Source organism: Fusobacterium necrogenes (genome assembly GCF_900450765.1).
In the GTDB taxonomy this organism is placed as follows: Bacteria; Fusobacteriota; Fusobacteriia; order Fusobacteriales; family Fusobacteriaceae; genus Fusobacterium_A; species Fusobacterium_A necrogenes.
Genome location: NZ_UGGU01000003.1, coordinates 332,994 through 358,786, shown reverse-complemented (window position 1 = coordinate 358,786; position 25,793 = coordinate 332,994). Strand labels below are relative to the sequence as shown.

The following is a 25,793-nucleotide window of genomic DNA, read 5'->3' as shown; positions in this document are numbered from 1 at the left end:
ATGTCACAAAAAATAAAAAATAGCTTCACCTAAACAAATTAGTATTGTCTTAGTATCAGCTATTTTTCATTTATTTCATTATCTTTTACTAATCATTATGATGCCCACAATTACAGCTATGTTCTTTCTTATTTGAGCGTTGCTCTCCACAAGAACAACCTCCAGAACTACATTTTCCATCTCCACAACCGCATCCTTCGCCTTTAAAAGCCCTTACAACACTTCTTATGGAAAAAAAAGCTATTATAGCTATAATTATTATTAAAATTATAGTTTTCATATTCTCTCCTTTCATTAGAGATAATTTTTTACAAAATATTAGAAGAAAAATCTTCCTATTTGGAATACTAGTGTAGATACTATATAAGGTACTACCAACATTATTCCTACAACTTTTCCTAAATATCCCCAACCAAACTCATGTTTGATAGCTCCTAATGTAGCTACACATGGAACAACTAGAAGAATAAATGTCATGAAAGAGTAAGCTCTAAGAGGTGCTAATTCATCATTAGGCCATAGATTAGCTGTTGCTTGAACTACTCCTCTTCCCTCTTCCTCTATCTCATCTGCTTCTGGAGTTGTAAATAGTCCTGATACATTTAGACTTAACATTCCTGTTACAGAATCTTTTATAGCCACTCCAAGTCCTTTTACTTGTTCAGCTAAATCTTGTCCAAAAGTTGTTTCTTCTGCAACTTCTTCAGCTGCTTCTTCATCTCCATTTTCTAATGGTAATGCTTGTGCTAAGAATCCTACTACTACCTCTTTGGCTGCTATACTAGGTGGGATAGCTGCAACTGTCTCCCATCTATCTCCAAAACCAGTAGGCTTCATAATAGGTGCAAAAGTATGTCCAAATTTAGCTATATATGAAGAGTTTGAATCTCCATGATTTGGGAAATATGTAAGAGCCCATAATATCATCATAATCCCTAATATTACTGTTCCTGCTCTTTTAATGTAATCAAATACTCTTAACCAAGTAGAGCTTAAAATAACTTTTAAGCTTGGTATTCTATAAGGAGGCAACTCTATAAGTAAAGCTCTATTTTCTGGTTTAAATCCTTTTATATTCTTTAATACAAGTCCTACTAAGATTGCTATTACTATTCCTAGTAAATAGATAGATACAACTACAAGTCCACCTTTAGCTCCAAAGAAAGCCGCTGTAAATAATCCATATACTGGTAATCTAGCACCACAAGACATAAATGGTGTCATTGCTGCTGTCATCTTTCTAGAACTTTCATCTTCCATAGTTCTAGTAGCATATATAGCTGGTACTGTACATCCAAATCCAACTACCATAGGTACAAATGATTTTCCATTTAATCCTAGCTTTCTCATAATCTTATCCATTAAGAAAGCTACTCTTGACATATATCCACTCTCTTCTAAAATTGCTAAGAAGAAGTATAGGAATACCATAACAGGAACAAATGTAAGAACTCCTCCTACTCCACCTACTATTCCATCTACAACTAAAGAGCTTAACCAATCTGGAGTTCCCTCTACTAACATACCTACATATTTTCCTACAAAGTCTGCAAAGAATCCATCTACCCAATCAATAAATGGAGCACTTCCATTGAAAACAAGTGCCATAACTCCAGCCATAATTACAAAAAACAACGGTAATCCTAAAACTCTATTTAAAAATATTTTATCTACCTTATCAGTAAAATCTAATCTTGATTTCATAGACGTTGTAAATGTTTTAGCTAAAACTCCATTCACACTTCCATATCTTTGCTCTGCCAAAATAGTTTCACTATCATTATCATACTTATCTTCAAGTTTTATAATTTTATCTTCAAACTCTTTATCTAGCTCTATATTAAATCTAGTTTTTAATTTTTCTATAATATGTATGTCTCTTTCTATTAACTTTATAGCTAAAAATTCTGCAGAATAAAATTTTAAAGCTTCAGTACAACTTTTATTACTTTTAATACTTTTTTCTATCTCTCTTATTAAAGTTGTAGTTGCTTCATCAAAAGGAAGAGAAAATTTCTTTTTTTCCTTTTTTGATACTAACTCTAGAGCTTTATCCATAAGTTCTTCTATCCCTATCCCCTTTAAAGCCGATACTGGAATAGCTTCCATTTCTATAAAATTTTGAAACTCTTCAATATTTAACTTATATTTTAGTTTATCAAACTCATCATATAAATTCAAAGCGATAAGTGTAGGTTTTCCTAACTCTTTTATAAGATAAGTTAGATATAAGTTTCTCTCTAAATTTGTAGAATCTACTACATTAATTACTACATCTGGTCTTTCTTCAAGTATAAAATCTCTTGTAATTTTTTCCTCTAAAGAATAAGGACTTAAACTATACACACCAGGTAAGTCTACTAATTGAATTTCCTGTCCTTTATAGACAAAGAAAGCTTCTTTCTTCTCTACTGTTACACCAGGCCAGTTTCCTACCTTCAACTTTGATCCAGCTATAGCATTAATCAAAGCTGATTTCCCAACATTTGGATTTCCTGCAAATGCTAATCTTATCATATTTTTTCTCCCTTTAAAAATTATTCGTTTATTTTTTCAACTTCTATATTTTTAGCATCTTCTTTTCTTATAGCTATCCCAGTTCCTTTTACTATATATTCTTGTGGATCTCCCAATGGAGCATTTCTTTCTAATTTAATAATCTCTCCAGCTGTAACCCCCATATCTATCAGTCTCTTTTTTAGTTCACCTAATCTACCTATTTTTACTATTTTAGCTCTTTCTCCATTTTTTAACTCACATAGCTTCATTACTTTTCCTCCATATTTATTTTAAAAAATTTTGTATTTCAAAGTTTATATTTAAATAATAACAGCCTATTAAGGCTGTTGTTATAATATTTCTTGTAATATTATTTTATTTGCTATTTTGAAGTTAAGAGCATATTTTACCTTATCATTAACTTTCACTATAAAACAGTCTTTTGTCCCAGTCATTATACGAACTTTATTTCCAACACAGAGTCCTTTATCCAATATACAGCACTTTGATCCTTTTTTTCCTTTTATTTCTTTAATCAAAAAATCTTTGTTTAACTGAGCAAAACACAAAGGTATCATATTAATCCTCTCCTTAAGAAATAATCACTATTCATATACGTAACAATTATAATTTATAAATAAAAATTTGTCAATAGAAAACCTTTGAATATAAAAATATTATTTAAGTTTCATTTGAAAATTTATTCTTCATATTTAAAATCATATATTTATATTTTACTAGTAAAGTTTTCATAAAATTTAAAAATATAATAAAGAGGGAATTTCAATATTCTCTCAAATTCTATGAGATATTCATATTAAAACTTCCCTCTTCTAAATTATTTATATTCTATTACTTCTTTTGAAAAAATGCTTTTTTGTACATCTATTACTCTTTGATTTGAGCTTCCTTTCCATTTTAAATTTAAATTTTTCTTATCTAATTCAAATCTTCCATCTATAAGAACATCGCAAAGGGAAACTAACTCAAATCTTTTTTTATCCTTTTCTAATTGCTCCCAAGTAAATCCAGACCACATCCATATATCTTTATCTGGAAATCTACTTTTAAATTTTCTTAAAAAGACTATAAGTGATTCTACATTTTTATAATATGTTGGATCTCCACCCAATAGTGATAGTCCTCTTGCTGCTTTCCCATACTTTTCGAAATACAAAAATATTTCTTCTTCTTCTTTTTTAGTAAAAAGTTTTCCATAATCAGCATTCCAAGTATTTCGATTAAAACATCCTTTACATCTATGAGAACACCCACTTACAAATAAACTAACTCTTATTCCTTTACCATTTATCATATCGGAATATTTAATCCCAGAATAATTCATCTTATATCTCCTAATTATGTTTTACCCTACTCATTATCTCTTTTTGTTTTCCTTTATTAAACGGTCTTGCATTTGGCTGGCTTAGGTAACCACATACTCTTCTTATTACGCTCATTTTAGTGTTATCACGATTTCCACATTGAGGACACTCAAAACCTTTTTCTGTAGCTAAAAATTCTCCTTTAAATCCACATACATGACACTTATCAACTGGTTGATTAATTCCCATATAATGAATTCCTATCTCTTTTGCATATTTTAATATTTCAGATATAGCTTCTAAATTATTTTTTAAAGAGTCTGTTTCTATATAACTGATATGTCCACCCTTTGAATATTGATGTCCTAGAGCTTCTAATCTTAACTTTTCAAATGGATTTATATTTATATGAGAAGATACATGAAAAGAATTATCATAATAACCCTTATCTGTAATTCCCTCTATATCTCCAAACTCTTCTCTATCAATTCTAGCAAATCTATCACAAAGTGATTCAGATGGAGTTCCATATAAGGCAAACCCTAGATTTGTTTCAGCCTTAAATTGAGCCACTTTTTCTGAAATATACCTTAGAATATTAAATGTTTTTTCATGAATTTCTTCATTATATGCAAAATCTTCACCATAAAGTAATTGTGATACTTCACTAAGTCCTATATATCCTATTGAAACAGTAGCATATCCTCCCCAAATTAAATCTTCTATTGTTTCTTTAGGTTGCTTTTCTGCTAATGCTCCAGACTGCCATAAAATTGGTGCCATTTCAGCTTGAGTTTTCTCTAAGTAATGGGCTCTAAGTAGAGAATTTTCCTTGCATAATTCCATCACTCTATCTAACTCTTTATAAAATCCTGCCTCATTTCCTTTATTTTTTATAGCTATTCTAGGTAAATTAATACTTGTAGCACCTATATTAAATCTTCCAGAATAAATTTCTTCTCCTTTTTCATTAAACCAAGGAGATAAAAAGGCTCTACACCCCATCGGATAAACAACTGTTCCTTTTTCAAGTTGTTCTTTAGTTATAAATAAAATATCTGGATAAATAGATTTTGTCATACATTCAAAGCCAAGTTGTGCTATATCCCAGTTAGGGTCTTCTTCATTCATATTTAGCCCTTCACACATAGCATATACTATCTTAGGAAATATTGCAGTCTCTTTTTTAGCTCCAAAGCCATCCATTCTAGTTTTAAATACAAATTCCTGTACAAGTCTTCCTTCCCAAGAAGTTTCTGTTCCTATACCTATTGTTGTAAAAGGTGTTTGTCCATTTACAGTTGAAAGAGAGTTTATCTCATATTCTAATCCTTGCATAGCTTGTTTTACAGACTCTCTTGTTAAATCACAACTATACTCATATGCCAATGGATATTTTCCCTTTAACTCCATATTAGAGTACTCTATATTTCCTCTATCTATTATCTCTTTTGTAGTAGCTTCATCTACTCTTTCTACATATTTTAAACCTTTAGTAAAATGCTTTTTAAAACTTTTTTTAATATATGGAACTAAAGCTCTATCTAAATATGGAATAGAACATCCTCCATATGTATTAGATGAAACAGAAGCTATAATTTGTACTATATGTCCTACTGCTACATCTACAGAATTTGGTTCTAACATCTTTGCATTTCCTATATTACAACCACCTTTTAACATTCTCTCTATATGTACTAATTCACAGTTAGTCTCTTTAAATAGAAGATAATCCAAATCGTGAATATGAATCTCTCCTGTTTCATGAGCTTTCTTTAAGTGTTTAGGTAAAATTTTATTTAAGTAGTAATCCTTTGAAGATATTCCTGCTAATAAATCTCTTTGTACTGATATTGTTTTAGCATCTTTATTTGCATTTTCATTCATCATATCTTCATTTGATGCATCTACTAATTCAGCTATATTTTTATATATCCCCTTTTCTTTATTTCTTATTTCTGTTTTTATTGTTCTATAACTTTGATAAGCTATAGCAATATTTTTTTCACTAGATGCCATAAGTTTTTTTACGACAATATCTTGTATCTCTTCTACATGCATTCTTTTATTGTCTATATTTTCTATTTGTGTTGCTATCTTTTCAATAAGTTCATTATTTATAGTTCCAGAATTTTGTTTGAAGGCCATTGTAATAGCTTTTATTATCCTATCTTTATCAAACTCTACAATAGTTCCGTTTCTTTTTATAACTTCTTTCATCTATATCAACCTCACTCATCTTTGTGTCTAAATTATTATACATCCTTTTTAAAAAAAATAAAAATATATACAATATATAGTGGTAAATAAAAAAACTTAACATTATATAGTGTTAAGTTTTTTATTTACTCTTATTTTTAATCTGAGAAAGTCTTAATATCTTTTTATTTTTTGTCAAATATAATTTATATATATTAAAAAATTTTTTTCATAATTTTTTATAAAATTTCAAATTTTTATAAGTTTATCCTCATAATTTTAAAACTTTAATCTTTATATAATTCAAGTATCTCTAAATACTCTTTTCTTATCTCCTCACGTAACTGCTTTGGTTCTAAAATCTCTGCCTCTTTAGAAAACTGTCTAAAATAAAGTTTAGCATTTTCATTAGCTACCTCAAAATAACAGATATGTCCCTCTTTTTTTACAAGTTTTGGACGATAGTTAGTCAAACTTTTTAAAAGGCTTTCTCCCTCTTCTGTAAGTCTTACTTTAACAATATTTCCATTTCCTAAGAAAGGGTCAAAGTTTTTTCTCATATTCTCTATATATTTTTTATCCTTACCTTTTATCTTTTCTTCTAAAATAGAAACTATTTCCAACTCTTTTAATTTAAAGTTAGCATACTCTTTTTTTTCCTCATCATAACAGAAGAGAAAGTTTTCATCTCCTCTTTCCTCTCTTTTAATAAAGTATGGCTCTACACTAAAAACTCTCTTTAAATATTTTATCTTTATTTTCTTTTTTTCTTTAATCGCTTCTAAGATAGCTTTTACTCTGTCTTCAAATATAAAAAGCTCCCTTTGATATTTAAATTTTGAAGTATATAATTCAAATAGCTCTCTAAAATATTCAGCCTCTATATCTACTTCATTAGCTTTTAAAACATCATAGTATATCTCCCTATTTGAAACATTTAAATCAAATTGTATAATCTTTTTCAGAGGACGCCCTTGAGTTTCAAGAAGTTTCTCTACTTCCATTTTCTTATTATATTTAAATCTCTCTAGAATATAATTACATAGTTTATTATTATTGATACCAAATTCCTCTGTATCATTTTTCATAAGACGCCATATATCCTCTGGAACAGTTACCCTTATCTTCTTCATAGTTTTTCCCCCATTCCAATACTATTTTTCTATTATATCATAATTTTCACAAATAAAAAAGATTGAATTAACAGAAATCTAGTTTCTAATTTTAATTCAATCTTCCTTTGTAATATTTTCTTATTTTCCCCTTAAACTTTAATAAGTCAATATTACATCTATTAAATATGTTTTATATAGCTATGCTGAGAAAAGTTCACTATCTTTTAGATAAGCTTCTCTATTATTAAAGATTTTTAAAAGTTTCTCTGGAGTAAGCTTTTTCTTCTCCTCTCCTTTGATATCAATGATTATCTCTCCATTATGTAACATTATAAGTCTATTTCCATAGTTTATAGCGTCTTGTAAATTATGAGTTATCATAAGTGTAGAGATTTGATTTTTTTCTACTATCTCTTTTGTCTTATCCATTATAATTTTAGAAGTCTTAGGGTCAAGAGCTGCTGTATGCTCATCTAATAGTAGTATCTCTGGTTTATTAAGAGTAGCCATTATAAGAGCAAGGCATTGTCTTTGTCCACCAGATAGAGAACCTACCTCTGTATCCATTTGATTTTCTATTCCTAAATCAAGCTCTTTTAAAAGCTCTCTATAATACTCTTTTCTCTTTTTATTAAGTCCCATAGTAAATCCAAATCTTTTTCCTTTGTTATCTGCCATAGAAAGATTTTCGAATACTGTCATTGATGGAGCTGTTCCCATAGATGGATTTTGATAAACTTTAGAGATGAAACTTCCTCTTTTATATTTAGGTAGTTTTGTAATATCTCTACCATCTATATCAATACTTCCACTATCTACTACTACATTTCCAGTTATTGTATCTAGAAGAGTTGATTTTCCTGCTCCATTACTTCCTATTATAGAGATAAAATCTCCTTTCTCCACTTGAAGATTTAAACCTCTAAATACTTTTTTCACTGTCCCTAATTCAGTAACAAAGCTTTTTTCAATAGAATTTATATTAAGCATTTACAACTCCTCCTTTTTTCAATGATTCTTTTTTTAGTTTTAAATATATAATAATTACTACTAATATAGATGTTATAAGTTTTAAATCACTAGCAGTCATTCCCAATTTTAATGATAGAGCTATTATTGCTCTATATATTACAGTTCCTATAATTACCATTGTAGTAGCTTTTATAATTTTTTTCTTTCCTATTACTGCCTCTCCTATTATTATAGAAGCAAGACCTGTAATAATAGTTCCTGTTCCCATTCCCACATCAGCAAACCCTTGATATTGAGCAAGTATTCCACCAGAAAGAGCTACTAAACTATTAGCTATCATAAGTCCATAAAGTTTTAATTTGTTTCCATCAAGTCCTAGAGCTATTACTAAGCTCTCATTATCTCCTAAAGCTTTTAATACAAATCCAAATTTTGTTTTAAGTAAAAAATCTATTGCTAATTTTACTATTAGTAGAAAAATAACTACAACTACTATTGCTGATACAGTTCCATTGAATAGATGTTTTGACATAAATAGTGGTATATTTGATTTTCCCATTATTCTTAAATTTACACTGTATAATCCTGTCATTACTATAATTCCAGCAAGTAAATTAGTCACTTTTAATTTTACATGAATCATACCTGTTATAAGTCCAGCTACTGCTCCAGCTAACATAGCTACAACTAAAGCTATTAGTGGATTTACTCCTTTTACTATAAGTGCAGCACTTACAGCTGCCCCTAATGGAAAACTTCCATCTACTGTCATATCTGGGAAATCCAATATCTTATATGATATATAAACTCCTAATACCATTATTGCAAATATAAAACTCTGTTCAATAGTTCCTAATAACATCTCTCTTACCTCTCTTAATATAACTTAGCTCCCTCTAAAGCTCCTAAGTCTATTCCATATTTCTCTGCTGCTTTTTTATTTACTATAAGTTGAGTATTTTTTAAAGTTTCAACTGGCATATTTTTAGGTTCTTCTCCTTTTAAAACTCTTATTGCCATCTCTCCAGTTTGATATCCTAATTTTTTATAATCAATAGTATCAGTTATTAAAGCCCCTTGTGCCACTTGGTCTTCAATACAACCAACTACTGGTACATTTTTTCTATTAGCTTTATTTAATACAAGTGGTGTAGCTGAAACTACTAAGTTATCTGTTGGTGTATATAGCACATCTACCTTATCAAGTAATGAGTCAAGCCCCATAGCCATATCATTTACATTTGTTACTCCTGTTTCTATTATTTCTAATCCAAGCTTTTTACTTTCCTCTTTAGCACTTGCTACTTGTACTTGAGAGTTTTGTTCACTTGTGTTATAGATTATTCCAATTTTTTTAGCATTTGGTAATATCTTAGTGATAGTTTCTAGTTGTTTATATATTGATGTTGCATCACTTGTTCCTGTAATATTATCTCCTACAAGTCCAGCTGCCTTTACATCTGTTACTGCTGTAATAAGTATTGGTATCTCTTTAGTTACATTATAAGCTGCTTGAGCACTTGGTGTAGATATAGCATATATTAGATCCTTTTTACCTTGTGCAAATGAATTAGCTATCATCTGTGCTGTTCCAAAATCTCCTTGAGCATTTTGATAATCTATTTTTACATCTCCATATCCATTATCCTTTAGAGCTTTTTCAAAACCTACTCTTGCAGAATCTAAAGCTGGATGCTCCATTATCTGCGTAACTCCTATTTCTATATTTTTAGGTTCTTTTATCTCTTTTCCCATAACCACTGTTGAAAGTAATAATAATATCATTGCTAATTTTTTCATTTTGATTCCCCCCTAATATTTATTTATAAATTTATAATACTACTAAAAATCTATTTTGTGTAGATAACAATTATTTTTATTATTTGTTCATTATTAATTGACTCTCTTCTCATTTTTTAAGATCTTACAATAATTTAGTTAAAAAAATTTGTTCGTATACTACTGTTTAATATACTCTAAATTATTGTAAAAAAATTCAAGAGTGACTCTATCACTCTTGAATTAAATTTTTTATTTAATCATCCCAAGCATCAATATTTTTAAGACCAGGTATAGATGATTTTTTAAATTGTGGATCTAAACCTTTTTTCTTTTGCTCTTGATAATCTTTCAAAGCATCCATAGCTATTTTTCCTAAAAGCCCTATAGCAATTAAGTTAATGATAGCCATAACCCCCATAAATAGATCTGCCATATCCCATACAATTTGAATTTTAGCTAAACTCCCAAACATTACCATTCCTACAACACATATTCTATATATATTTAATATAAATTTATTTCCATTTAAAAATTCTATATTAGCTTCACCATAATAATAATTCCCAATTACAGATGAGAAAGCAAATAAGAAAATACATATTGCTATAAATACACTCCCCCAACTTCCTATTTGTGATACAAGTGCATCTTGTGTAAGTTGTATTCCATCTGAAGTTCCTTTCAAATTTTCACCAGGAATAAGTATAATGAAAGCAGTAGCAGAGCAAATTAATAATGTATCTGTAAATACTCCTAATGTTTGAATAAGTCCTTGTTTTACTGGATGTGATACATTAGCTGTAGCTGCAGCGTTTGGAGCACTTCCCATTCCAGCTTCATTTGAAAAAAGTCCTCTTTTTACCCCTTGCATAACTACTGCACCTATTCCTCCACCAATAGCTTGGTTAAATCCAAAAGCGCCACTTATTATTTGACCCAAAACATGTGGTATAAGCGTAATATTTTTTATAATTACAAATAAAGCTATTAAGACATAAGCAACTGCCATTATCGGAACAATATACTCAACAAACTTAGCTATTCTTTTAACTCCACCAAAAATAATAACAGCCGTTAAAATTGATAAAATTATCCCCAATATAAATCTATCTGTTGAAAAAGCCTTTTCAAAAGCTAAAGTTATTGTATTAGCTTGAACCGAATTAAAAATAAGTCCAAATACTATTGAAATAATTATTGAAAATAATATTCCCATCCATCTCTTTCCAAGAGCCTTTTCCATATAATAAGCTGGCCCTCCTCTAAAATGGTCTCCTTCTTTCTCTTTATAAATTTGTGCAAGTGTACTCTCTACAAAACTTGAACTTGCTCCAACAATTGCCATTGCCCACATCCAAAATACAGCACCCGGCCCTCCTATAGATATTGCAATAGCAACTCCTGCTAGATTTCCTGTTCCCACTCTAGAAGCAGTTGAAATACAAAAAGCTTGGAAAGATGAAATCCCACTATGTCCATCTTTTCCTTTTACAGCACCTTCCCCTAATAATAAAAACATATCCTTTAACATTCTAAATTGAACAAAATTTGTCCTTACAGTAAAGTATATTCCCAACCCTACTAACATAATGATTAAAACATAGGACCACAAAAAATTACTCAAACTATAAAATAAATTCAATACTAAATCCACAGACCTTCCTCCTAATAATTTAATTTTTTTCAAATTTCATTTTTTTGAAAATATTTTACTATGTTAATATAATATACTATTTAATTAGATATGTCAATCATTTTTATCAATGTTTTCTTAAAAATTAATATATATATTTTATATATTTTCTATTTTTTAAACTTTCCATTTTAGTAAAAATTTAAAGTCAAAGCTCATAAAGTTATAAAAACTTGCCTTATTCCAAGTTATCATCAAAAATTCTAGATTATTAAAAAAATCAAATTATAATTTCTTTAAATGTAAAAAGAGAGATAAATTTTAAAATTCATCTCTCTTATATATTTAATTATTTTATTTTCGGAAAATATTTAGTATGTAGCAATTCATGTGCTTTATGACTCAATGGATAATCTAAATATTTTTCGTACATAGTTTTTACATATGGATTTTCATGAGATCTTCTTATTTCTAATTGCTTATCTATATTATTTAATCCCTCTGCTCTTTTCTCTAAAGTAATCTGTTTTTTTACTGCTTTCGGTTGTCCTCCTCCACCGATACATCCTCCTTTACATGCCATGATCTCGATAGCATGGAAAAACTCCTCTCCAGCTCTTATCTTATCTAGCATCTTTGCAGCTTCTTCTAATCCATGAGCAACTCCAATTCTAAGCTCAATATGACCTATTGTCAATTCAGCAACTCTGAATCCTTCCCATCCTCTTAATTCAGTAAAATCTATATTGTCTAGGTGAGTCCCTGTTATCATTTCAACAGTTGTTCTTGTAGCCGCCTCAATAACTCCTCCAGTCCTTCCAAAAATTATTCCAGCTCCTGAATATTGTCCTAATGGATTATCAAATTCCATCTCTTCAATATCATTAAGATCTATTCCAGACTCTTTAAATATTTTAATTAATTCTCTTGTAGAGATTACATAGTCTGTATCGTAGTTATCTCCTCTTGAAAATTCAGGTCTAGCTGCTTCATATTTTTTTGCAAGACAAGGCATAATAGCAACAGAAGCTATTTCTTCTCTCCTAAATCCCTGCTCTTTTGCCCAGATATCTTTTGCAATTGTAGAGAATATTTCCATAGGTGATTTAGCAGTAGACGGAACATCCATCATATCAGGATAATTTTGTTCAATAAATTTTACCCAAGCTGGGCAACAAGAAGTTAGTATTGGAAGTTTTACTGTATCATCACCTTTATAATATCTTTCTAATCTCTCTTGAAACTCTGCAGCTTCTTCCATTATTGTCATATCAGCAGCCCAAGCTGTATCAAATACATAATCTACTCCCATCTTTTTAAGAGCACCTACCAATTTTTTTTCTACATTTGTTCCTGGTTCAAATCCAAAAGCCTCTCCTATAGCCACTCTTACAGCTGGCGCTATTTGCACTACAACCTTTTTATTAGGTGTTGCTAAATCTCTCAATAGATTTAGAGTATGATCTCCTTCAAAAATTGCTCCTACTGGACACGCTGCAACACATTGACCACAATGAGTACATCTATCATTATCTATTGTATGTTTTTCTTTCAATTTCCCATCTATACATTTAACTGGACATACTCTTGCACAAGCAGTACATCCTATACACTTATCTGTAATTCTAAATTTTAATAAATGTATACATTCTCCAGCTGGACATCTGTGCTCTTCTATATGCTCTTCAATCTCTCCATAAAACTGGTCTATACTTTCTAATATTAAATTATGTCTTTGGTTTAATTTTGTTTTAATTGTTTCTGATAAATATCTCAATAAGTAAACATCTCTCATTGTTGCTTTACCTTTAGATATTCTATCTAAAATTCTCCAAATTCTTTCTATTTCATCTTCAACTTGAAAATATTGCTCATATTCACTATTTTTTACCTTAGCAATCAAAAACTCTACATAAAATTTTGCAAAAGTAATTATACAATCTTCTTCAGATAAAATAATTATATTTTTTTCTACTCCTTCTGGAAAAAGTGAAAAATCTATAGTTTTATCCAAACTTTTAGCTGTTAAAAACCCTCCAAAAGGAAGTCCAAATTGAGCTGCTTTAAAACTTTTCTTATTTTTTATTCCTCCAACTAACTCAATCACATCTCTTAAAGTAGAATTTTCTGGAATTTCAATAGTTCCTGGATTATTTACTCTTCCTGCTACTGTTACTAATTTATCATTACCTTCCTCTGTTACTTTTTCCTCTAAATCTTCTACTACTGAAAATACTGAACCATATGAACTTTGAAGAATGAACATTTTATCTGACATTTGTCCTCCTATTTATTTTTTTAATATTACTTAATTATGTAAAATACAACTTTACTTTTTTAGTTCTATACTTAACAACATTCTAACTAATATTACAGAAATTTTCAAGTGCTTTTTTTACTTTTTAAATATATTGAACAATAATTTTTCATAAAAATTGAAAAATGACTCAAGACTAGTTGAGTCACTCCTTAAAAAAATATTTGAAATAACACAGTTATAAATGATACTATAAAAATCTTAATCATTAAAACTTTTTGGTAAATTGGCATCTTTAAAGTTAAGACATAGTGTTTTAATGTAACATAGCCTCTATATTTTTTTCGTCCATTTAAAAACATAAAAACCTCAAAAGTTATCACTAACAGTATGTTAAAAACCAAAGTTCGACCCATTTTTCCCCCTATACTATCCTCTATAATATATAGTTAATCCCTTTAAAAAATTTCTAATATATTTATCTCCGCATTCTCTATAGTTCTTATGATCTTCTTTTCTAAAAACTGCACTTAGCTCTGAGGAAGATAATTCTAATCCAGCTAGCTTAAATATTTTATGCATTTCATCACTTTTTAAAGCTAAAGCTATTCTCAACTTTTTTAAAATAATATTATTTATATTATTTTTTGTTATTTTAGTAGGTGTATATTCTGTCTCTTGTCTTCCTCTTTTTAAAATTATTAATCCATTCAAAAAAGCCTCTAAAGTTCTATTATTACACTTTAAAAACTCCTTCTCTTCCTCTCTTTTTAAAAGTTTCAATAATTCTTCATGAGTAATAGGGTTCTCCCCATATTTAAATATATCTAACATCACTCTATCTTTTATATCTAGAGCGTACCTTACTCTTCTGAGTATATCATTATTTAACATTTATCCTCCTAGCAATATAACATATATTCCTTATGATTGTACTTCATTTACTGACAATTGTCAAATAAATACTCATAATATTATCCTCAAAATATATTTTTCAAACGATACTTTTCTACATATTTTTAGCTAAAAATATTCTTTAATAGTTTCAAGCACCCCATTATTATTATTATCTTTTCTAGTAATAAAACTAGCTATCTCTTTTAATTTAGGATGGGCATTTAACATAGCATAACTATATTTTCCTTCTGACATCATAGAACAGTCATTCAGATAATCTCCAAAAACCATCGTTTCATCATAAGAAACATTTAAATTTTTCTGAGCCATTTTTACAGCTAGTCCTTTACTTGTATCTAGTTTACCTAAGTCCATCCAAACTTTACCAGATATTACAACTTGAAATTTATCCTCATAATCTTTGAAATATTTATAACTATTTTTTTCAGAAATTAAGAAATCACAAACAGCTATCTTAAAGAATTCATCCTCAACATTGTTTAGATCCTCAACAATTTCTAGTTTATTATAGTATTTAGCTATTTCCTCTTTAAAATTATATTCATCATTAGAATATATATTTTTCTCAACATATGCAGATTTTTTTCCACAAAGTATGGGTACAATTCCTTTTATATTTTTACAGATATTAAGAAGGAAAAAAATATCCTCTCTTTTCATAGTATTACTATATATTTCTTTTTCTTGGTACATAACATAGGCACCATTTTCACTAATAAAGAGAATACTATCTTTTATATTTTTAAATCTTTCAATTAGATTATAATAAGGTCTCCCACTAGCAACAGCAAAAATTATTCCATTTTTAGAAAGTTTTTTTTGAATTTCCCAAAATTCTGTATTAATCTGATCTTTATTATTTAAAAGAGTTCCATCCATATCACTAACAATTAATTTTATCATAATTACCTCTTATTTCTATTTTTTGATATTATACCATTATTTTTTCTTTTTTTATAAAATAGCATATTCCTCATAAAAAAATATGATACTATTAATGTAAAACATTCAGTCAAAAACATAGTGATCCAAATTCCAGTAGTCCCAAAAAAAATAGGGAGTAATAAAATAAATAAAATTAAAAATAAAATTCCTCTTAACATAGTAATAATAATAGAAATTTTTACCATATCCATAGCTGTAAAATATCCAGCACTAAAAATATTAAATCCACATATTAAATAAGCAAAACTATAAATCATGAGAGCTTTTTTAGTAAGATTAATATCTTCAATATCATTTAAAAATATAGAAACAATATTTATAGAAAAAATATTGATTAAAGTGTAAAAAAATACCCCTAATACTCCAAGAATAAAGAAACTATTTTTAATTATTTCAAAGATTTTTTTATACTCTTTAGCTCCAAGATTAAAGCTCAGTATAGGTTGTACTCCTTGATTAAATCCTATCATAGTCATAGTGATAAAAGAGGAGATATATCCAATTATTCCAAATGCTGATACCCCCTTTTCTCCTAGATTTTTTAAAATAACTAAATTAAAAACAAAGATTGAAATTCCAGTAGAAACTTCAGCTAAAAATTCAGCAAATCCTACCTTCATAATTTTTAATAGATTTAAAAGAGAATACTTTATTTTAACAAATTTGATTCTTTTAGTTCTAAAAAATATATAGTAAAAAAGAAGTGATGTAGTAGTAACTTGAGAGAGTCCTGTAGCAAGGGCAGCTCCTTTTATACCCCAGTGAAAAATTACAACAAAGATATAATCTAGTAGAATATTTACTATTCCGCCTGTTATTACACAAAGGGTAGGATAGACAGGATTACCATCTACTTTGATATATATCTCTAAAGCATAACCAGTCATATAGCATACACAAAATAAAATAATAACACTAAGATAATCTCTAACATAGGGATAAAGATTTCCACCACCACCTAAAAAATTTATAACTGGTTCCATAAATATCGTTATCAATATTGAAATAAGAATACCACAACTTAAAAGTGAGTAAACTGCAGTTGTAAATATCTTATTTCCTACTGCTCAGTCACCTTCACCATAGTGTATAGCTATCATAGTAGAGCTACCTACAGCTATCATTATACCAATAGCAAAGGTAAGATTGATAAGTGGCATAGTAATATTAACACCAGCTAAACCTAAGGCTCCAACATATTTCCCTATAAATATTCCATCTACCATTGTATAGATTGTAAATATCCACATAGATACAACAGAGGGAATAGTATACCTAAGTATTGTCTTAAAAACTGATTTTTCTTGTATCATAAAACCTCCTTAAAGATTTACCTATATATTTTACCTATGAAATATTTTATGGTCAAGAAAATTTATAATATAATTAGTTAAAACTATAGAAAATATTGGAAAAAAGATGAAAAAAGTTATATAATATGAAACAAAATGGAAAAAGACAAGGGAGTTAGTATGAAAAAAGATAAAAAATTTTACTTAAAACTTTTCTTTTCAACATTTTATTTGAGTGCTTTTACATTTGGAGGAGGATATGTAATAGTACCTCTAATGAGAAAAAAATTTGTAACTGAGTATGGTTGGATAGATGAAAATGAGATGATAGATTTGATAGCAATAGCTCAATCAGCACCAGGAGCAATAGCAATAAATACATCTTTAATAATAGGATATAAATTGGCAGGTATACTAGGAGCGATAGTGGCATTGGTAGGAACAGTGTTTCCTCCTCTAATAATAATATCAGTTATTTCACTTTTTTATATAGCTTTTAGAGATAATAGAATAGTAAATGGAGCTATGCAAGGGATGCAAGCAGGCGTAGCAGCAGTAATAGCTGATGTTGTCTTTAAAATGGTTGGAGATATAAGAAAAAAGGATAAACTTTCAACTTATTTAATGATAATTGTTTTTATAGCAACATTTTTTGTAAATATTATATTTATAATATTTACATGTGGAGTTTTTGGAGTTATATACAATAGATATATAAGAAAGAGAGTGAAGTAGAGATGGTATTATTACAATTATATTGGAGTTTTTTTAAGATAGGATTATTTAGTATAGGAGGAGGATATGCCTCTCTACCATTAATACAAAAAGAGGTAGTAGATTTACATGGGTGGATAACAATGACAGAGTTTACTGACATTATAACAATATCTCAGATGACACCAGGACCAATAGCTATAAATACTTCTACCTTTGTAGGAACACAAATAGGGGGATTATTAGGAGCTATAATTGCAACTTTAGGTTGTGTTAGTTCATCGTTTATAATAGTTTTATTTTTAGCACACATATATATGAAGTATAGAAACTTAGATACAGTGTCAAATATACTTTATGGATTGAGACCAGCAGTAGTATCACTTATTGGAGCAGCAGGATTATCAATAATATGTTTAACTTTTTTTGGACAAAGAAATTTTAGTTTAGATTTGTCTATTAACTATATTTCTGTTATATTTTTTTTAGTAGGAATGTTTTTTTTAAGAAAATATAAAAGTAGTCCAATATATGTAATATTAGGATGTGGAGCAGCAGGGGCTATAATTTATAATATTTAGGAGTAGAAGATGATAGTAGGATTAACAGGTGGAATAGCTAGTGGAAAATCTACTGTAAGTAATCTATTTAGAAAATGTGGAATAGAGATAGTAGATGCTGATAAGGTAGCTAAAGATATAAGTGAAAAAAAAGAGAGTATAAAGAAAATTAGCAGTATTTTTGGAAAAGATATCTTAGATAGTGATGGAAAAATAATAAGAGAAAAATTGAGAGAAAAAGCTTTTAAAAATAGAGAATTACTTCAAGAGTTAAATAAAATTATACATCCACAAGTGATGGAATATTTTAAAAGAAAAAAAGAGGAAAATTCAAAAGATGAGATTTTAATATTTGATATTCCATTACTATATGAGGCAAAGATGGAGTATCTTTGTGACAAAATAATAGTAGTAGGAGTAGATGTTCAAAAACAAATAAGAAGAGTAGTAGCTAGAGATGGAAGTAATAAAGAGTTAGCTAAGAAAATAATTTCTAATCAGATGCCTTTAGATGAAAAAATAAAAAAGGCAGATATAGTAATAATGAATGATGGAACATTAGATGAATTAGAAGAAAAAGTAATGAAGATATATAGAGAATTAAAAGAGAGGTAAGAAGATGAAAATAGTAGCCCCAGCGGGAAATATGGAAAGATTTTATGCTGCTGTGAAAGCAGGAGCACAAGAGATATACATGGGACTAAAAGGTTTTGGAGCTAGAAGAAATGCAGAAAATTTTACATTAGAAGAGTATAAAGAAGCATTAGATTATGCACATAAGAGAGGAGTAAAAATATTTTTAACTCTTAATACCATTATGATGGAAAAAGAGATGGAATTTTTATATCCTAATTTAAAAGTTTTATATGAACATGGATTAGATGCAGTAATAGTTCAAGATTTAGGATATTTTAAATATATGAAAGAGAATTTTCCAGATATGGAGTATCATGGAAGTACTCAGATGACTGTAGGAAATCACTATGAAGCTGAATACCTTAGAAAATTAGGATTTACAAGAGTTGTACTTCCAAGAGAGATGACATTTGAAGAGATAAAAAAAATAAGAGAGAATACCTCTATTGAATTAGAGATATTTGTTTCAGGAGCTCTTTGTATATGTTATTCTGGAAATTGCTATATGAGTAGCTTTATAGGAAGTAGAAGTGGAAATAGAGGTATGTGTGCTCAACCTTGTAGAAAAAAATATGAAAATTCCACTGGAGAAAAGGGATATTTACTTAGTCCTAAGGACCAACTTTTAGGTTTTGATGAGATAAAAAAACTTAAAGAGATAGGAATAGAGAGTATAAAGATAGAGGGACGTATGAAAGACCCTAACTATGTTTTTGAAACTGTATCTTATTATCGTGATTTAATTGATGGAATAAAAGCTCAAGAAAAATCCTCAGAATTATTCAATAGAGGATATAGTAAGGGATACTTTTATGGAAATGACAACTATATTATGAATAAAGATTATTCATATAATCTTGGAAAAAATTTAGGACTACTTAGTGGAAAAGAGTTAAAATTAAAAAGTAGAGTTGTATTAGGAGATGGAATAATCTACCTTTCAAAGGATTTTGAAAAGTTAGGTGGAGGATATATCAACAAAATAGAGCTAAAGAGTGGAGATATGAGTAGAAAATCTGCTGAAGCTAATGAAGTAATAGTTTTAAAAGATGTTCCAAGAGGAAGTAAATATATTTTTAAAAGTTATTCTAAAGAGGTAAATAATGATGCTCAAAGTAGAATGAAAAAAGAAGAGCAAAGACTTACTATCTCAGGAAAATTTGTAGGACATATAGGAGAGAAACCTACTCTTGAATTAGTTGCTAAAAATAATCTAGGTGTAGATATAGTAGTAAAAGTTGTAGGAGAAAAGGAGATAGAGAGGGCTAGTAAAAAAGCTTTGACTTCTGAGGAATTAAGAGAAAAAATATCTGAAATGGGAGATACTACATTTATATTGGGAGATTTTGCAACAGATATAGATGAGGGAATATTTATGCCTCTATCTATTTTAAAATCTTTAAGAAGAGAGTGTGTAGAAAAATTAGAAAAACTTTTAGTTGAAAGTTATAGAAGAAAAGCGGGAAATAGGTATTCACTTCCAATAGAGGAGGAAAAAACTAGAGAGATAGAGTTAGTGGCTATTGTTTCTAATCTTACACAAGAAAATGTCATAAAAAAATTTGGAATAGAAAAAATTTATAAAAGAGGAATAGATATAGCTAAAGAGGGAAGTTTAAATGAGCATGATTTAAACAGTAAATTAGCTTCAAATATCTATCAAATTTTAGAGAATAATAATGAGAAGGTTATGGCAAACTGGAACTTGAATATAACTAATAGATATAGTATAGAAGTACTTGCACAAACAGGTAAAGTTGAAAGTGTTATAATATCTCCAGAATTGAGTTTTGAAAAGATAAAAGAGATAGGAAAAACTTCTATAAAAAAAGCTATTTTAGGATATTCAAGACTTAAGGGAATGTATATAGAACTTTCTCTTTTTGATAAAGAAAAAGAAACTTTAAAAAATGAAGAGGGAGATATTTTTTCAGCTATAAAAAATGATGTAGGAAATACAGAGATATACTTAGAAAAACCTCTAAATATCTTAAATGATATTAAAAAACTTAATGAATTGATGATAGATGAAGTAGTATTAGAATTTACAACTGAAACAAAGGAAGAAGTAGAAAAAGTACTAGAGGATATGAAAAATAGAACAGGATTTTATAAAGCATATAACTATGAGAGAGGAGTATATTAATTATGAATAGAAGAATAGTAAGAAATCTAGGAACTTGGTTTGGACTTGGGGATATGCCAAAAGCACCAGGAACATTTGGAACATTAGGAGGAATACCAGTATTTATAGTGCTATCTTTTATAAGAGGATTTTTTCCAAATAATATGGTGTATAACTCATTTTATTTTATGTTTTTAATGACTTTCTTTGGAGTAGCTGTATATGTTTCAGATGTTTGTGAAAGAGAGATTTTTAAAAAAGAGGACCCTCAAAATGTAGTAATAGATGAAGTACTTGGATATCTTACTACACTTTTTTTAATCAATCCTGTTGGAGTATTTCAAAATTTAATAGCTATGGGAATAGCTTTTATAATATTTAGATTTTTAGATATCAGTAAGATTGGACCTATTGATAAAGCCCAACATTTTGACAATGGTCTAGGAGTTGTATTAGATGATTTTTTAGCTGGGGTAATAGGGAATTTTATAATGGTTTGTATTTGGACAATTTTCTTTTAGGAGGAAATAATGAAAGTAGGAGTTATACTTGTAGGAACAGAGCTTTTAAATGGTGGAATGTTAGATACCAATAGTCTTTATATAGCTGAAGAACTTAATAAACATGGTTTAGAGATGAAATTTAAAATAACAGTTAGAGATTTTAGAGATGAGATATATTCAGCTATAGATTATTGTAAAAAAAATGTAGATTTAATAATTATATCTGGTGGACTTGGTCCAACTCTTGATGATATTACAAAGGAGGTTATAGCTGAATATGTCAAAAAACCTCTTATAGTAGATGATGATGAGTTAGAGGAATTAAAAGAAAAATTTGAAAGAGCTGGACTAAAATTTAAGACTCTTAATGTTAAAGAGGTGGAAAAACCAAAGGGAGCTATTACATTTAAAAATGATGTTGGAATGGCTCCCGCTGTATATATAGATGATATAGTGGCTTTTCCTGGTGTTCCAAAGGAACTATATAATATGTTACCCAAATTTTTAGATTGGTATGTGAAAGAGAAAAAAATATTAGATGATGAGATATATATTAAAGATTTAATAACCTATGGAATAGCAGAATCATTACTAGATGAAGCAGTAAGAGAGTTTTTTACAGAAGATGAGATATACTATGAATTTCTTGTAAAAGATTATGGAATACTTATAAGACTTCAAAGTAAAATGAGCAATAAAAATAAAGTGGAAAAAATTGTGAAAAAGATATATAATAAAATAGGTAAGTTTATTTTTGGAGAAGATAGTGATAGACTTGAAAAGAAAGTTGTAGAGCTTCTAAAAAAATTAAATATGAATATATCAACAGCAGAATCTTGTACAGGTGGAATGTTAGCAAGCAAACTTATAGATGTTCCAGGTGTTTCAGATATATTTTATGAGGGAGTAGTATCTTATAGTAATGAGACTAAAATAAATAGGCTTGGAGTAAAAAAAGAAACATTAGATAAATATGGAGCTGTAAGTGAAGAAGTAGCTAAAGAGATGATAATGGGACTTACTACTGATGTGGCATTATCTACTACTGGAATAGCTGGCCCAGATGGAGGTAGTCTAGAAAAACCAGTAGGGCTTGTATATATGGGAATAAGAATCAGAGATAAAGTATATATAGAGAAAAGAGTATTTAAAGGAGATCGAAGTAAAATTAGAGAAAAAACAGTCTCTCATACTCTTTTTACTTTGATAAAAATATTAAACGAGGATGTGTGATAAATGAGCAGTATAGGAGAAAGAATAAAAAAGAGTAGAAATGATAAAGGGTTATCTTTGAGAGAATTAGCTATGAAAGTAGAATTATCAGCAAGTTTTTTATCTCAAATAGAGCAAGGAAAAGCATCTCCTTCTATTGAAAATTTAAAAAAAATTGCTACTTCACTAGACGTAAAAGTAAGTTATCTTATAGAAGATGAAGAAGAAAGACATAATACTGAACTTGTTAGAAAAGATAATAGAAAATACATAGAAAGTCTCGACTCTAATACGAAAATGGCTCTTTTAACAGCCTCAAATGTCGATAAAGCAATGGAACCTATTCTATATGAAATAGGGCCATATGGAGAAAGTGGAAGAAGTTACTATAGTCATCATGGGGAAGAGTTTATTTATATAGTAGAAGGAAAATTAGATGTATATATAGATGATGTGATTCATAGTTTAAATGAGGGAGACAGCCTATATTTTAAATCTAGTCAAAAACATAGATTTAAAAATAATACAGATAAGCCAACAAGAGCTATATGGGTTGTAAATCCTCCTACATTCTAATAACCATTGGAGGTAAAAATTTTATATGAAATTGGAAATAAAAGTATTAAACTCAATGAGATTGACAAAACTTTTAATAGCAGCAAGTAGATGGCTTTCAAAATATGCTGACGTCTTGAATGATTTAAATGTTTATCCTGTTCCAGATGGAGATACAGGAACTAATATGTCAATGACACTGCAAGCTGTTGAAAATGAACTAGTAAAATTAAATCACGAGCCTAATATGAAAGAATTAGTAGAAATAGTATCTGAAGCTATTCTTTTAGGTGCTAGAGGAAATTCAGGAACAATTCTTTCTCAGATTATACAAGGTTTTTTGAGCTCAATTGAAGACAAAGAAGAAGTGACAGTAAATGATGTTATAAAAGCTTTTAGTACAGCAAAAGAAAGAGCTTATCAAGCTGTATCTGAACCAGTTGAAGGAACCATGCTAACTGTTATTAGAAGAGTGGCTGAAGAAGCTGCAATGTATCAAGGAGATAAAAATGATTTTATTCTTTTCCTAGTATATTTAAAAAATGTAGCTAAAGAAGCTGTAGAAGAAACTCCTAATCTTTTACCAAAATTAAAGGAAGCAGGAGTAGTAGATGCAGGAGGAAAAGGTATTTTCTATGTACTTGAGGGATTTGAAAAATCTGTAACAGACCCTGAAATGTTAAAAGACCTAGAAAGAATAGTACAATCTCAAGCAAAAAGAAAAGAAAGAATGGAATATACTTTACAGGAACCTCAAGATATAAAATTTAGATATTGTACAGAGTTTATTATAGAAGAAGGGACATTTGATTTAGAAGGATATAAAAAAGAGATAAGTACTTTTGGAGATTCTATGGTTTGTGCTCAAACCACTCACAAGACAAAAACACACATTCATACAAATAATCCTGGACAAGTTTTAGAAATAGCTATAAAGTATGGACAACTTAATAACATAAAAATAGAAAATATGCTTTTCCAACATAAAAATCTTCTGATAAGTGAAAAAGAAATAAAAGATAATAGTAAGTATATAATAAGAAATGAAAATTCCAAGGAGATTGCTTATTTTGCTATTGTAGACAACAAAAAATTAGGAGAGTATTATATTGAAGCTGGAGCTACTGCTGTATTAATAGGAGGTCAAACTCAAAATCCTAGTGTTTTAGATATAGAAGAAGGAATAAAAAAAATACAAGCTAATAGAATAATTATTTTACCTAATAATAAAAATATAATATCTACAGCTAAAATAGCTGCAGAAAGAGCCAAAAAAGAGATTCTTGTAATAGAAACCAAAACTATGCTAGAAGGATACTATATCGTCAAAAATAAAGAAGATAAACTTGAATTTACTCTTGAAAAAATGAAAAATAATTATTCTATAGAGATAACCCAAGCTATTAGAGATACAAAAATAGAAGATATTTCTATTAATACTGGAGATTTTATAGCCATTATAAATGGTAAAATTAAAGAAAAAAACCAAAATCTAAATAAATTACTTGAAATATTATTTAATAAATATATTTCTGATGATAGTCTTAATTTAACTATTTCATATGGAAAAGAATCAAAAAAAGAGATAAATGCAATATTTGAAAAATTACAAAATATAGATAAAACCGAGTTATTTGTAGAACAAGAAAACTATCATTACTATATGTACATAGAACAAAGAGACCTATCTCTTCCAGAAATAGCCATTGTAACAGACTCTACTTCTGACTTAACACCAGAGCTCATGTTAGGATTAAATATTGATATTATTCCACTCAAAATAAAAATTGGAGATGATTATTTTAAAGATGGTATTGATTTAAGTAAAAGAGATTTTTGGAAAAGAGTTACTACAGAGTCAATTATTCCGAAAACTTCTCAACCATCTCCTGCAGAATTCAGAGAAATATATGAAAAACTATTCAAAAAAGGATATAAAAAAATTATTTCTATTCATATTTCAAGTAAATTAAGTGGAACACAACAAGCTGCTAGAGTTGCTAAAGGAATGCTCTCTAGAGGAGAAGATATAATAATTGTTGACTCTAAGGGTGTGGCTATGTCTTTAGGATATCAAGTATTAGAAGCAGCCAGAATGGCTAAAGATGGAGAAAATGTAGAAAATATTTTAACCAGATTAGAGCAATTGCAAGATAAAATAAAACTTTATTTCGTTGTAAATGATATAAATTACCTAGAAAAAGGTGGAAGAATAGGGAGAGCTTCCTCCATAATAGGCGGTTTTTTAAAAGTAAGACCTATATTGAAACTAGAAAATGGAGAAATTTCTGTACAAGGAAAAGCTTTTGGAGAAGCAGGAGCTTTTGGATATATAGAAAGATTAATAAAAACTGAAAGTAAAAAAACAAGTATGTTACTTTATACGACTTGGGGAGGAACTCGTAAAGAACTCTCTAGTGCTGATGAAATAAAGAATCAACAAGTTGGAAATAATAAAGTAGAATATAAAGGAAGACTTGAAATAGGAGCTACTATTGGCTCACATTCAGGTCCTGTATATGGCTTTACTATAATACCTAAAATAATCTAA

Annotated in this window: 23 protein-coding genes and 1 pseudogene; 8 read left to right on the top strand and 16 right to left on the bottom strand. The window is 28.7% G+C overall.

Translation table 11 applies throughout. From position 1 onward, the window contains the following. Positions 1-88: 88 nt before the first annotated feature. From DYA59_RS02065 to DYA59_RS09635, 16 genes and pseudogenes are all read right to left on the bottom strand, one after another. Entirely contained in the window at positions 89-280 is a 192-nt protein-coding gene (locus DYA59_RS02065) for a FeoB-associated Cys-rich membrane protein (RefSeq protein WP_115268896.1), read from the bottom strand. A 38-nt stretch (positions 281-318) separates the two neighbouring features. Next, on the bottom strand, positions 319-2,517 hold the full coding sequence (gene feoB / locus DYA59_RS02060) for a ferrous iron transport protein B (RefSeq protein WP_115268894.1): 2,199 nt from the start codon (positions 2,515-2,517) through the stop codon (positions 319-321). 20 nt (positions 2,518-2,537) lie between these two features. Beyond that, positions 2,538-2,768, bottom strand: coding sequence for a FeoA family protein (locus DYA59_RS02055; RefSeq protein WP_115268892.1), 231 nt, complete (start codon positions 2,766-2,768; stop codon positions 2,538-2,540). An 81-nt stretch (positions 2,769-2,849) separates the two neighbouring features. After that, positions 2,850-3,077 (bottom strand): ferrous iron transport protein A, encoded by a 228-nt coding sequence (locus tag DYA59_RS02050; protein WP_115268890.1) that lies wholly within the window; start codon positions 3,075-3,077, stop codon positions 2,850-2,852. Between the two features lie 260 nt (positions 3,078-3,337). Next, positions 3,338-3,844 carry an anaerobic ribonucleoside-triphosphate reductase activating protein gene (gene nrdG / locus DYA59_RS02045; RefSeq protein WP_115268888.1) on the bottom strand — a complete coding sequence of 169 codons (507 nt, stop codon included), beginning with the start codon at positions 3,842-3,844 and terminating at the stop codon, positions 3,338-3,340. Positions 3,845-3,854: 10 nt separating this feature from the next. Beyond that, positions 3,855-6,044: an anaerobic ribonucleoside-triphosphate reductase gene (gene nrdD / locus DYA59_RS02040; protein WP_115268886.1), complete on the bottom strand. Its 2,190-nt coding sequence runs from the start codon at positions 6,042-6,044 to the stop codon at positions 3,855-3,857. Positions 6,045-6,310: 266 nt separating this feature from the next. Further along, positions 6,311-7,156: a WYL domain-containing protein gene (locus DYA59_RS02035; RefSeq protein ID WP_005886374.1), complete on the bottom strand. Its 846-nt coding sequence runs from the start codon at positions 7,154-7,156 to the stop codon at positions 6,311-6,313. 180 nt (positions 7,157-7,336) lie between these two features. Next, positions 7,337-8,128, bottom strand: a complete 792-nt coding sequence (locus tag DYA59_RS02030; protein ID WP_115268884.1) for an ABC transporter ATP-binding protein — start codon at positions 8,126-8,128, stop codon at positions 7,337-7,339. Continuing rightward, positions 8,121-8,972, bottom strand: a complete 852-nt coding sequence (locus DYA59_RS02025) for an ABC transporter permease (protein WP_115268882.1) — start codon at positions 8,970-8,972, stop codon at positions 8,121-8,123. The genes DYA59_RS02030 and DYA59_RS02025 overlap by 8 nt, the downstream gene beginning before the upstream one ends. Before the next feature lie 14 nt (positions 8,973-8,986). Further along, positions 8,987-9,910, bottom strand: a complete 924-nt coding sequence (locus DYA59_RS02020; RefSeq protein ID WP_115268880.1) for an ABC transporter substrate-binding protein — start codon at positions 9,908-9,910, stop codon at positions 8,987-8,989. Positions 9,911-10,145: 235 nt separating this feature from the next. After that, positions 10,146-11,546, bottom strand: coding sequence for an alanine/glycine:cation symporter family protein (locus DYA59_RS02015; RefSeq protein WP_115268878.1), 1,401 nt, complete (start codon positions 11,544-11,546; stop codon positions 10,146-10,148). A 328-nt stretch (positions 11,547-11,874) separates the two neighbouring features. After that, positions 11,875-13,803, bottom strand: a complete 1,929-nt coding sequence (locus DYA59_RS02010; RefSeq protein ID WP_115268876.1) for a [FeFe] hydrogenase, group A — start codon at positions 13,801-13,803, stop codon at positions 11,875-11,877. Positions 13,804-14,211: 408 nt separating this feature from the next. Further along, entirely contained in the window at positions 14,212-14,676 is a 465-nt protein-coding gene (locus tag DYA59_RS02000) for a YehS family protein (RefSeq protein WP_115268872.1), read from the bottom strand. Between the two features lie 129 nt (positions 14,677-14,805). After that, complete coding sequence (locus DYA59_RS01995; protein WP_115268870.1) at positions 14,806-15,603, bottom strand: HAD family hydrolase; 798 nt, start codon at positions 15,601-15,603, stop codon at positions 14,806-14,808. Positions 15,604-15,605: 2 nt separating this feature from the next. Next, complete coding sequence (locus DYA59_RS09640) at positions 15,606-16,265, bottom strand: MATE family efflux transporter (protein ID WP_342767465.1); 660 nt, start codon at positions 16,263-16,265, stop codon at positions 15,606-15,608. A gap of 171 nt (positions 16,266-16,436) precedes the next feature. Then, a pseudogene (locus DYA59_RS09635) lies at positions 16,437-16,958 on the bottom strand (MATE family efflux transporter); the annotation flags it as partial. 159 nt (positions 16,959-17,117) lie between these two features. Here DYA59_RS09635 and DYA59_RS01980 point away from each other — a divergent pair. Genes DYA59_RS01980 through DYA59_RS01945 form a run of 8 tightly spaced genes read left to right on the top strand, consistent with a single transcriptional unit; the run spans position 17,118 to position 25,793 of the window. Continuing rightward, positions 17,118-17,672: a chromate transporter gene (locus DYA59_RS01980; protein ID WP_115268864.1), complete on the top strand. Its 555-nt coding sequence runs from the start codon at positions 17,118-17,120 to the stop codon at positions 17,670-17,672. 2 nt (positions 17,673-17,674) lie between these two features. Beyond that, a complete protein-coding gene (locus DYA59_RS01975; RefSeq protein WP_115268862.1) occupies positions 17,675-18,232 on the top strand; it encodes a chromate transporter in 558 nt (185 codons plus the stop codon). 9 nt (positions 18,233-18,241) lie between these two features. Further along, on the top strand, positions 18,242-18,826 hold the full coding sequence (gene coaE / locus DYA59_RS01970) for a dephospho-CoA kinase (protein WP_115268860.1): 585 nt from the start codon (positions 18,242-18,244) through the stop codon (positions 18,824-18,826). Positions 18,827-18,830: 4 nt separating this feature from the next. After that, on the top strand, positions 18,831-20,993 hold the full coding sequence (locus tag DYA59_RS01965; protein WP_115268857.1) for a peptidase U32 family protein: 2,163 nt from the start codon (positions 18,831-18,833) through the stop codon (positions 20,991-20,993). A gap of 2 nt (positions 20,994-20,995) precedes the next feature. Further along, entirely contained in the window at positions 20,996-21,493 is a 498-nt protein-coding gene (locus tag DYA59_RS01960; protein ID WP_115268856.1) for a phosphatidylglycerophosphatase A family protein, read from the top strand. A gap of 9 nt (positions 21,494-21,502) precedes the next feature. Further along, a complete protein-coding gene (locus DYA59_RS01955) occupies positions 21,503-22,708 on the top strand; it encodes a CinA family nicotinamide mononucleotide deamidase-related protein (protein WP_115268854.1) in 1,206 nt (401 codons plus the stop codon). A gap of 3 nt (positions 22,709-22,711) precedes the next feature. After that, positions 22,712-23,263 carry a helix-turn-helix domain-containing protein gene (locus DYA59_RS01950; protein WP_115268852.1) on the top strand — a complete coding sequence of 184 codons (552 nt, stop codon included), beginning with the start codon at positions 22,712-22,714 and terminating at the stop codon, positions 23,261-23,263. 25 nt (positions 23,264-23,288) lie between these two features. Continuing rightward, positions 23,289-25,793, top strand: coding sequence for a DegV family EDD domain-containing protein (locus tag DYA59_RS01945; protein ID WP_115268850.1), 2,505 nt, complete (start codon positions 23,289-23,291; stop codon positions 25,791-25,793).

What these genes read in the sequence shown, in the direction of transcription:
- DYA59_RS02065 (WP_115268896.1), bottom strand. Translation starts at nt 280, where the DNA reads ATGAAAACTATAATTTTAATAATAATTATAGCTATAATAGCTTTTTTT.
- feoB (WP_115268894.1), bottom strand. Translation starts at nt 2,517, where the DNA reads ATGATAAGATTAGCATTTGCAGGAAATCCAAATGTTGGGAAATCAGCT.
- DYA59_RS02055 (WP_115268892.1), bottom strand. Translation starts at nt 2,768, where the DNA reads ATGAAGCTATGTGAGTTAAAAAATGGAGAAAGAGCTAAAATAGTAAAA.
- DYA59_RS02050 (WP_115268890.1), bottom strand. Translation starts at nt 3,077, where the DNA reads ATGATACCTTTGTGTTTTGCTCAGTTAAACAAAGATTTTTTGATTAAA.
- nrdG (WP_115268888.1), bottom strand. Translation starts at nt 3,844, where the DNA reads ATGAATTATTCTGGGATTAAATATTCCGATATGATAAATGGTAAAGGA.
- nrdD (WP_115268886.1), bottom strand. Translation starts at nt 6,044, where the DNA reads ATGAAAGAAGTTATAAAAAGAAACGGAACTATTGTAGAGTTTGATAAA.
- DYA59_RS02035 (WP_005886374.1), bottom strand. Translation starts at nt 7,156, where the DNA reads ATGAAGAAGATAAGGGTAACTGTTCCAGAGGATATATGGCGTCTTATG.
- DYA59_RS02030 (WP_115268884.1), bottom strand. Translation starts at nt 8,128, where the DNA reads ATGCTTAATATAAATTCTATTGAAAAAAGCTTTGTTACTGAATTAGGG.
- DYA59_RS02025 (WP_115268882.1), bottom strand. Translation starts at nt 8,972, where the DNA reads ATGTTATTAGGAACTATTGAACAGAGTTTTATATTTGCAATAATGGTA.
- DYA59_RS02020 (WP_115268880.1), bottom strand. Translation starts at nt 9,910, where the DNA reads ATGAAAAAATTAGCAATGATATTATTATTACTTTCAACAGTGGTTATG.
- DYA59_RS02010 (WP_115268876.1), bottom strand. Translation starts at nt 13,803, where the DNA reads ATGTCAGATAAAATGTTCATTCTTCAAAGTTCATATGGTTCAGTATTT.
- DYA59_RS02000 (WP_115268872.1), bottom strand. Translation starts at nt 14,676, where the DNA reads ATGTTAAATAATGATATACTCAGAAGAGTAAGGTACGCTCTAGATATA.
- DYA59_RS01995 (WP_115268870.1), bottom strand. Translation starts at nt 15,603, where the DNA reads ATGATAAAATTAATTGTTAGTGATATGGATGGAACTCTTTTAAATAAT.
- DYA59_RS09640 (WP_342767465.1), bottom strand. Translation starts at nt 16,265, where the DNA reads ATGAAGGTAGGATTTGCTGAATTTTTAGCTGAAGTTTCTACTGGAATT.
- DYA59_RS01980 (WP_115268864.1), top strand. Translation starts at nt 17,118, where the DNA reads ATGAAAAAAGATAAAAAATTTTACTTAAAACTTTTCTTTTCAACATTT.
- DYA59_RS01975 (WP_115268862.1), top strand. Translation starts at nt 17,675, where the DNA reads ATGGTATTATTACAATTATATTGGAGTTTTTTTAAGATAGGATTATTT.
- coaE (WP_115268860.1), top strand. Translation starts at nt 18,242, where the DNA reads ATGATAGTAGGATTAACAGGTGGAATAGCTAGTGGAAAATCTACTGTA.
- DYA59_RS01965 (WP_115268857.1), top strand. Translation starts at nt 18,831, where the DNA reads ATGAAAATAGTAGCCCCAGCGGGAAATATGGAAAGATTTTATGCTGCT.
- DYA59_RS01960 (WP_115268856.1), top strand. Translation starts at nt 20,996, where the DNA reads ATGAATAGAAGAATAGTAAGAAATCTAGGAACTTGGTTTGGACTTGGG.
- DYA59_RS01955 (WP_115268854.1), top strand. Translation starts at nt 21,503, where the DNA reads ATGAAAGTAGGAGTTATACTTGTAGGAACAGAGCTTTTAAATGGTGGA.
- DYA59_RS01950 (WP_115268852.1), top strand. Translation starts at nt 22,712, where the DNA reads ATGAGCAGTATAGGAGAAAGAATAAAAAAGAGTAGAAATGATAAAGGG.
- DYA59_RS01945 (WP_115268850.1), top strand. Translation starts at nt 23,289, where the DNA reads ATGAAATTGGAAATAAAAGTATTAAACTCAATGAGATTGACAAAACTT.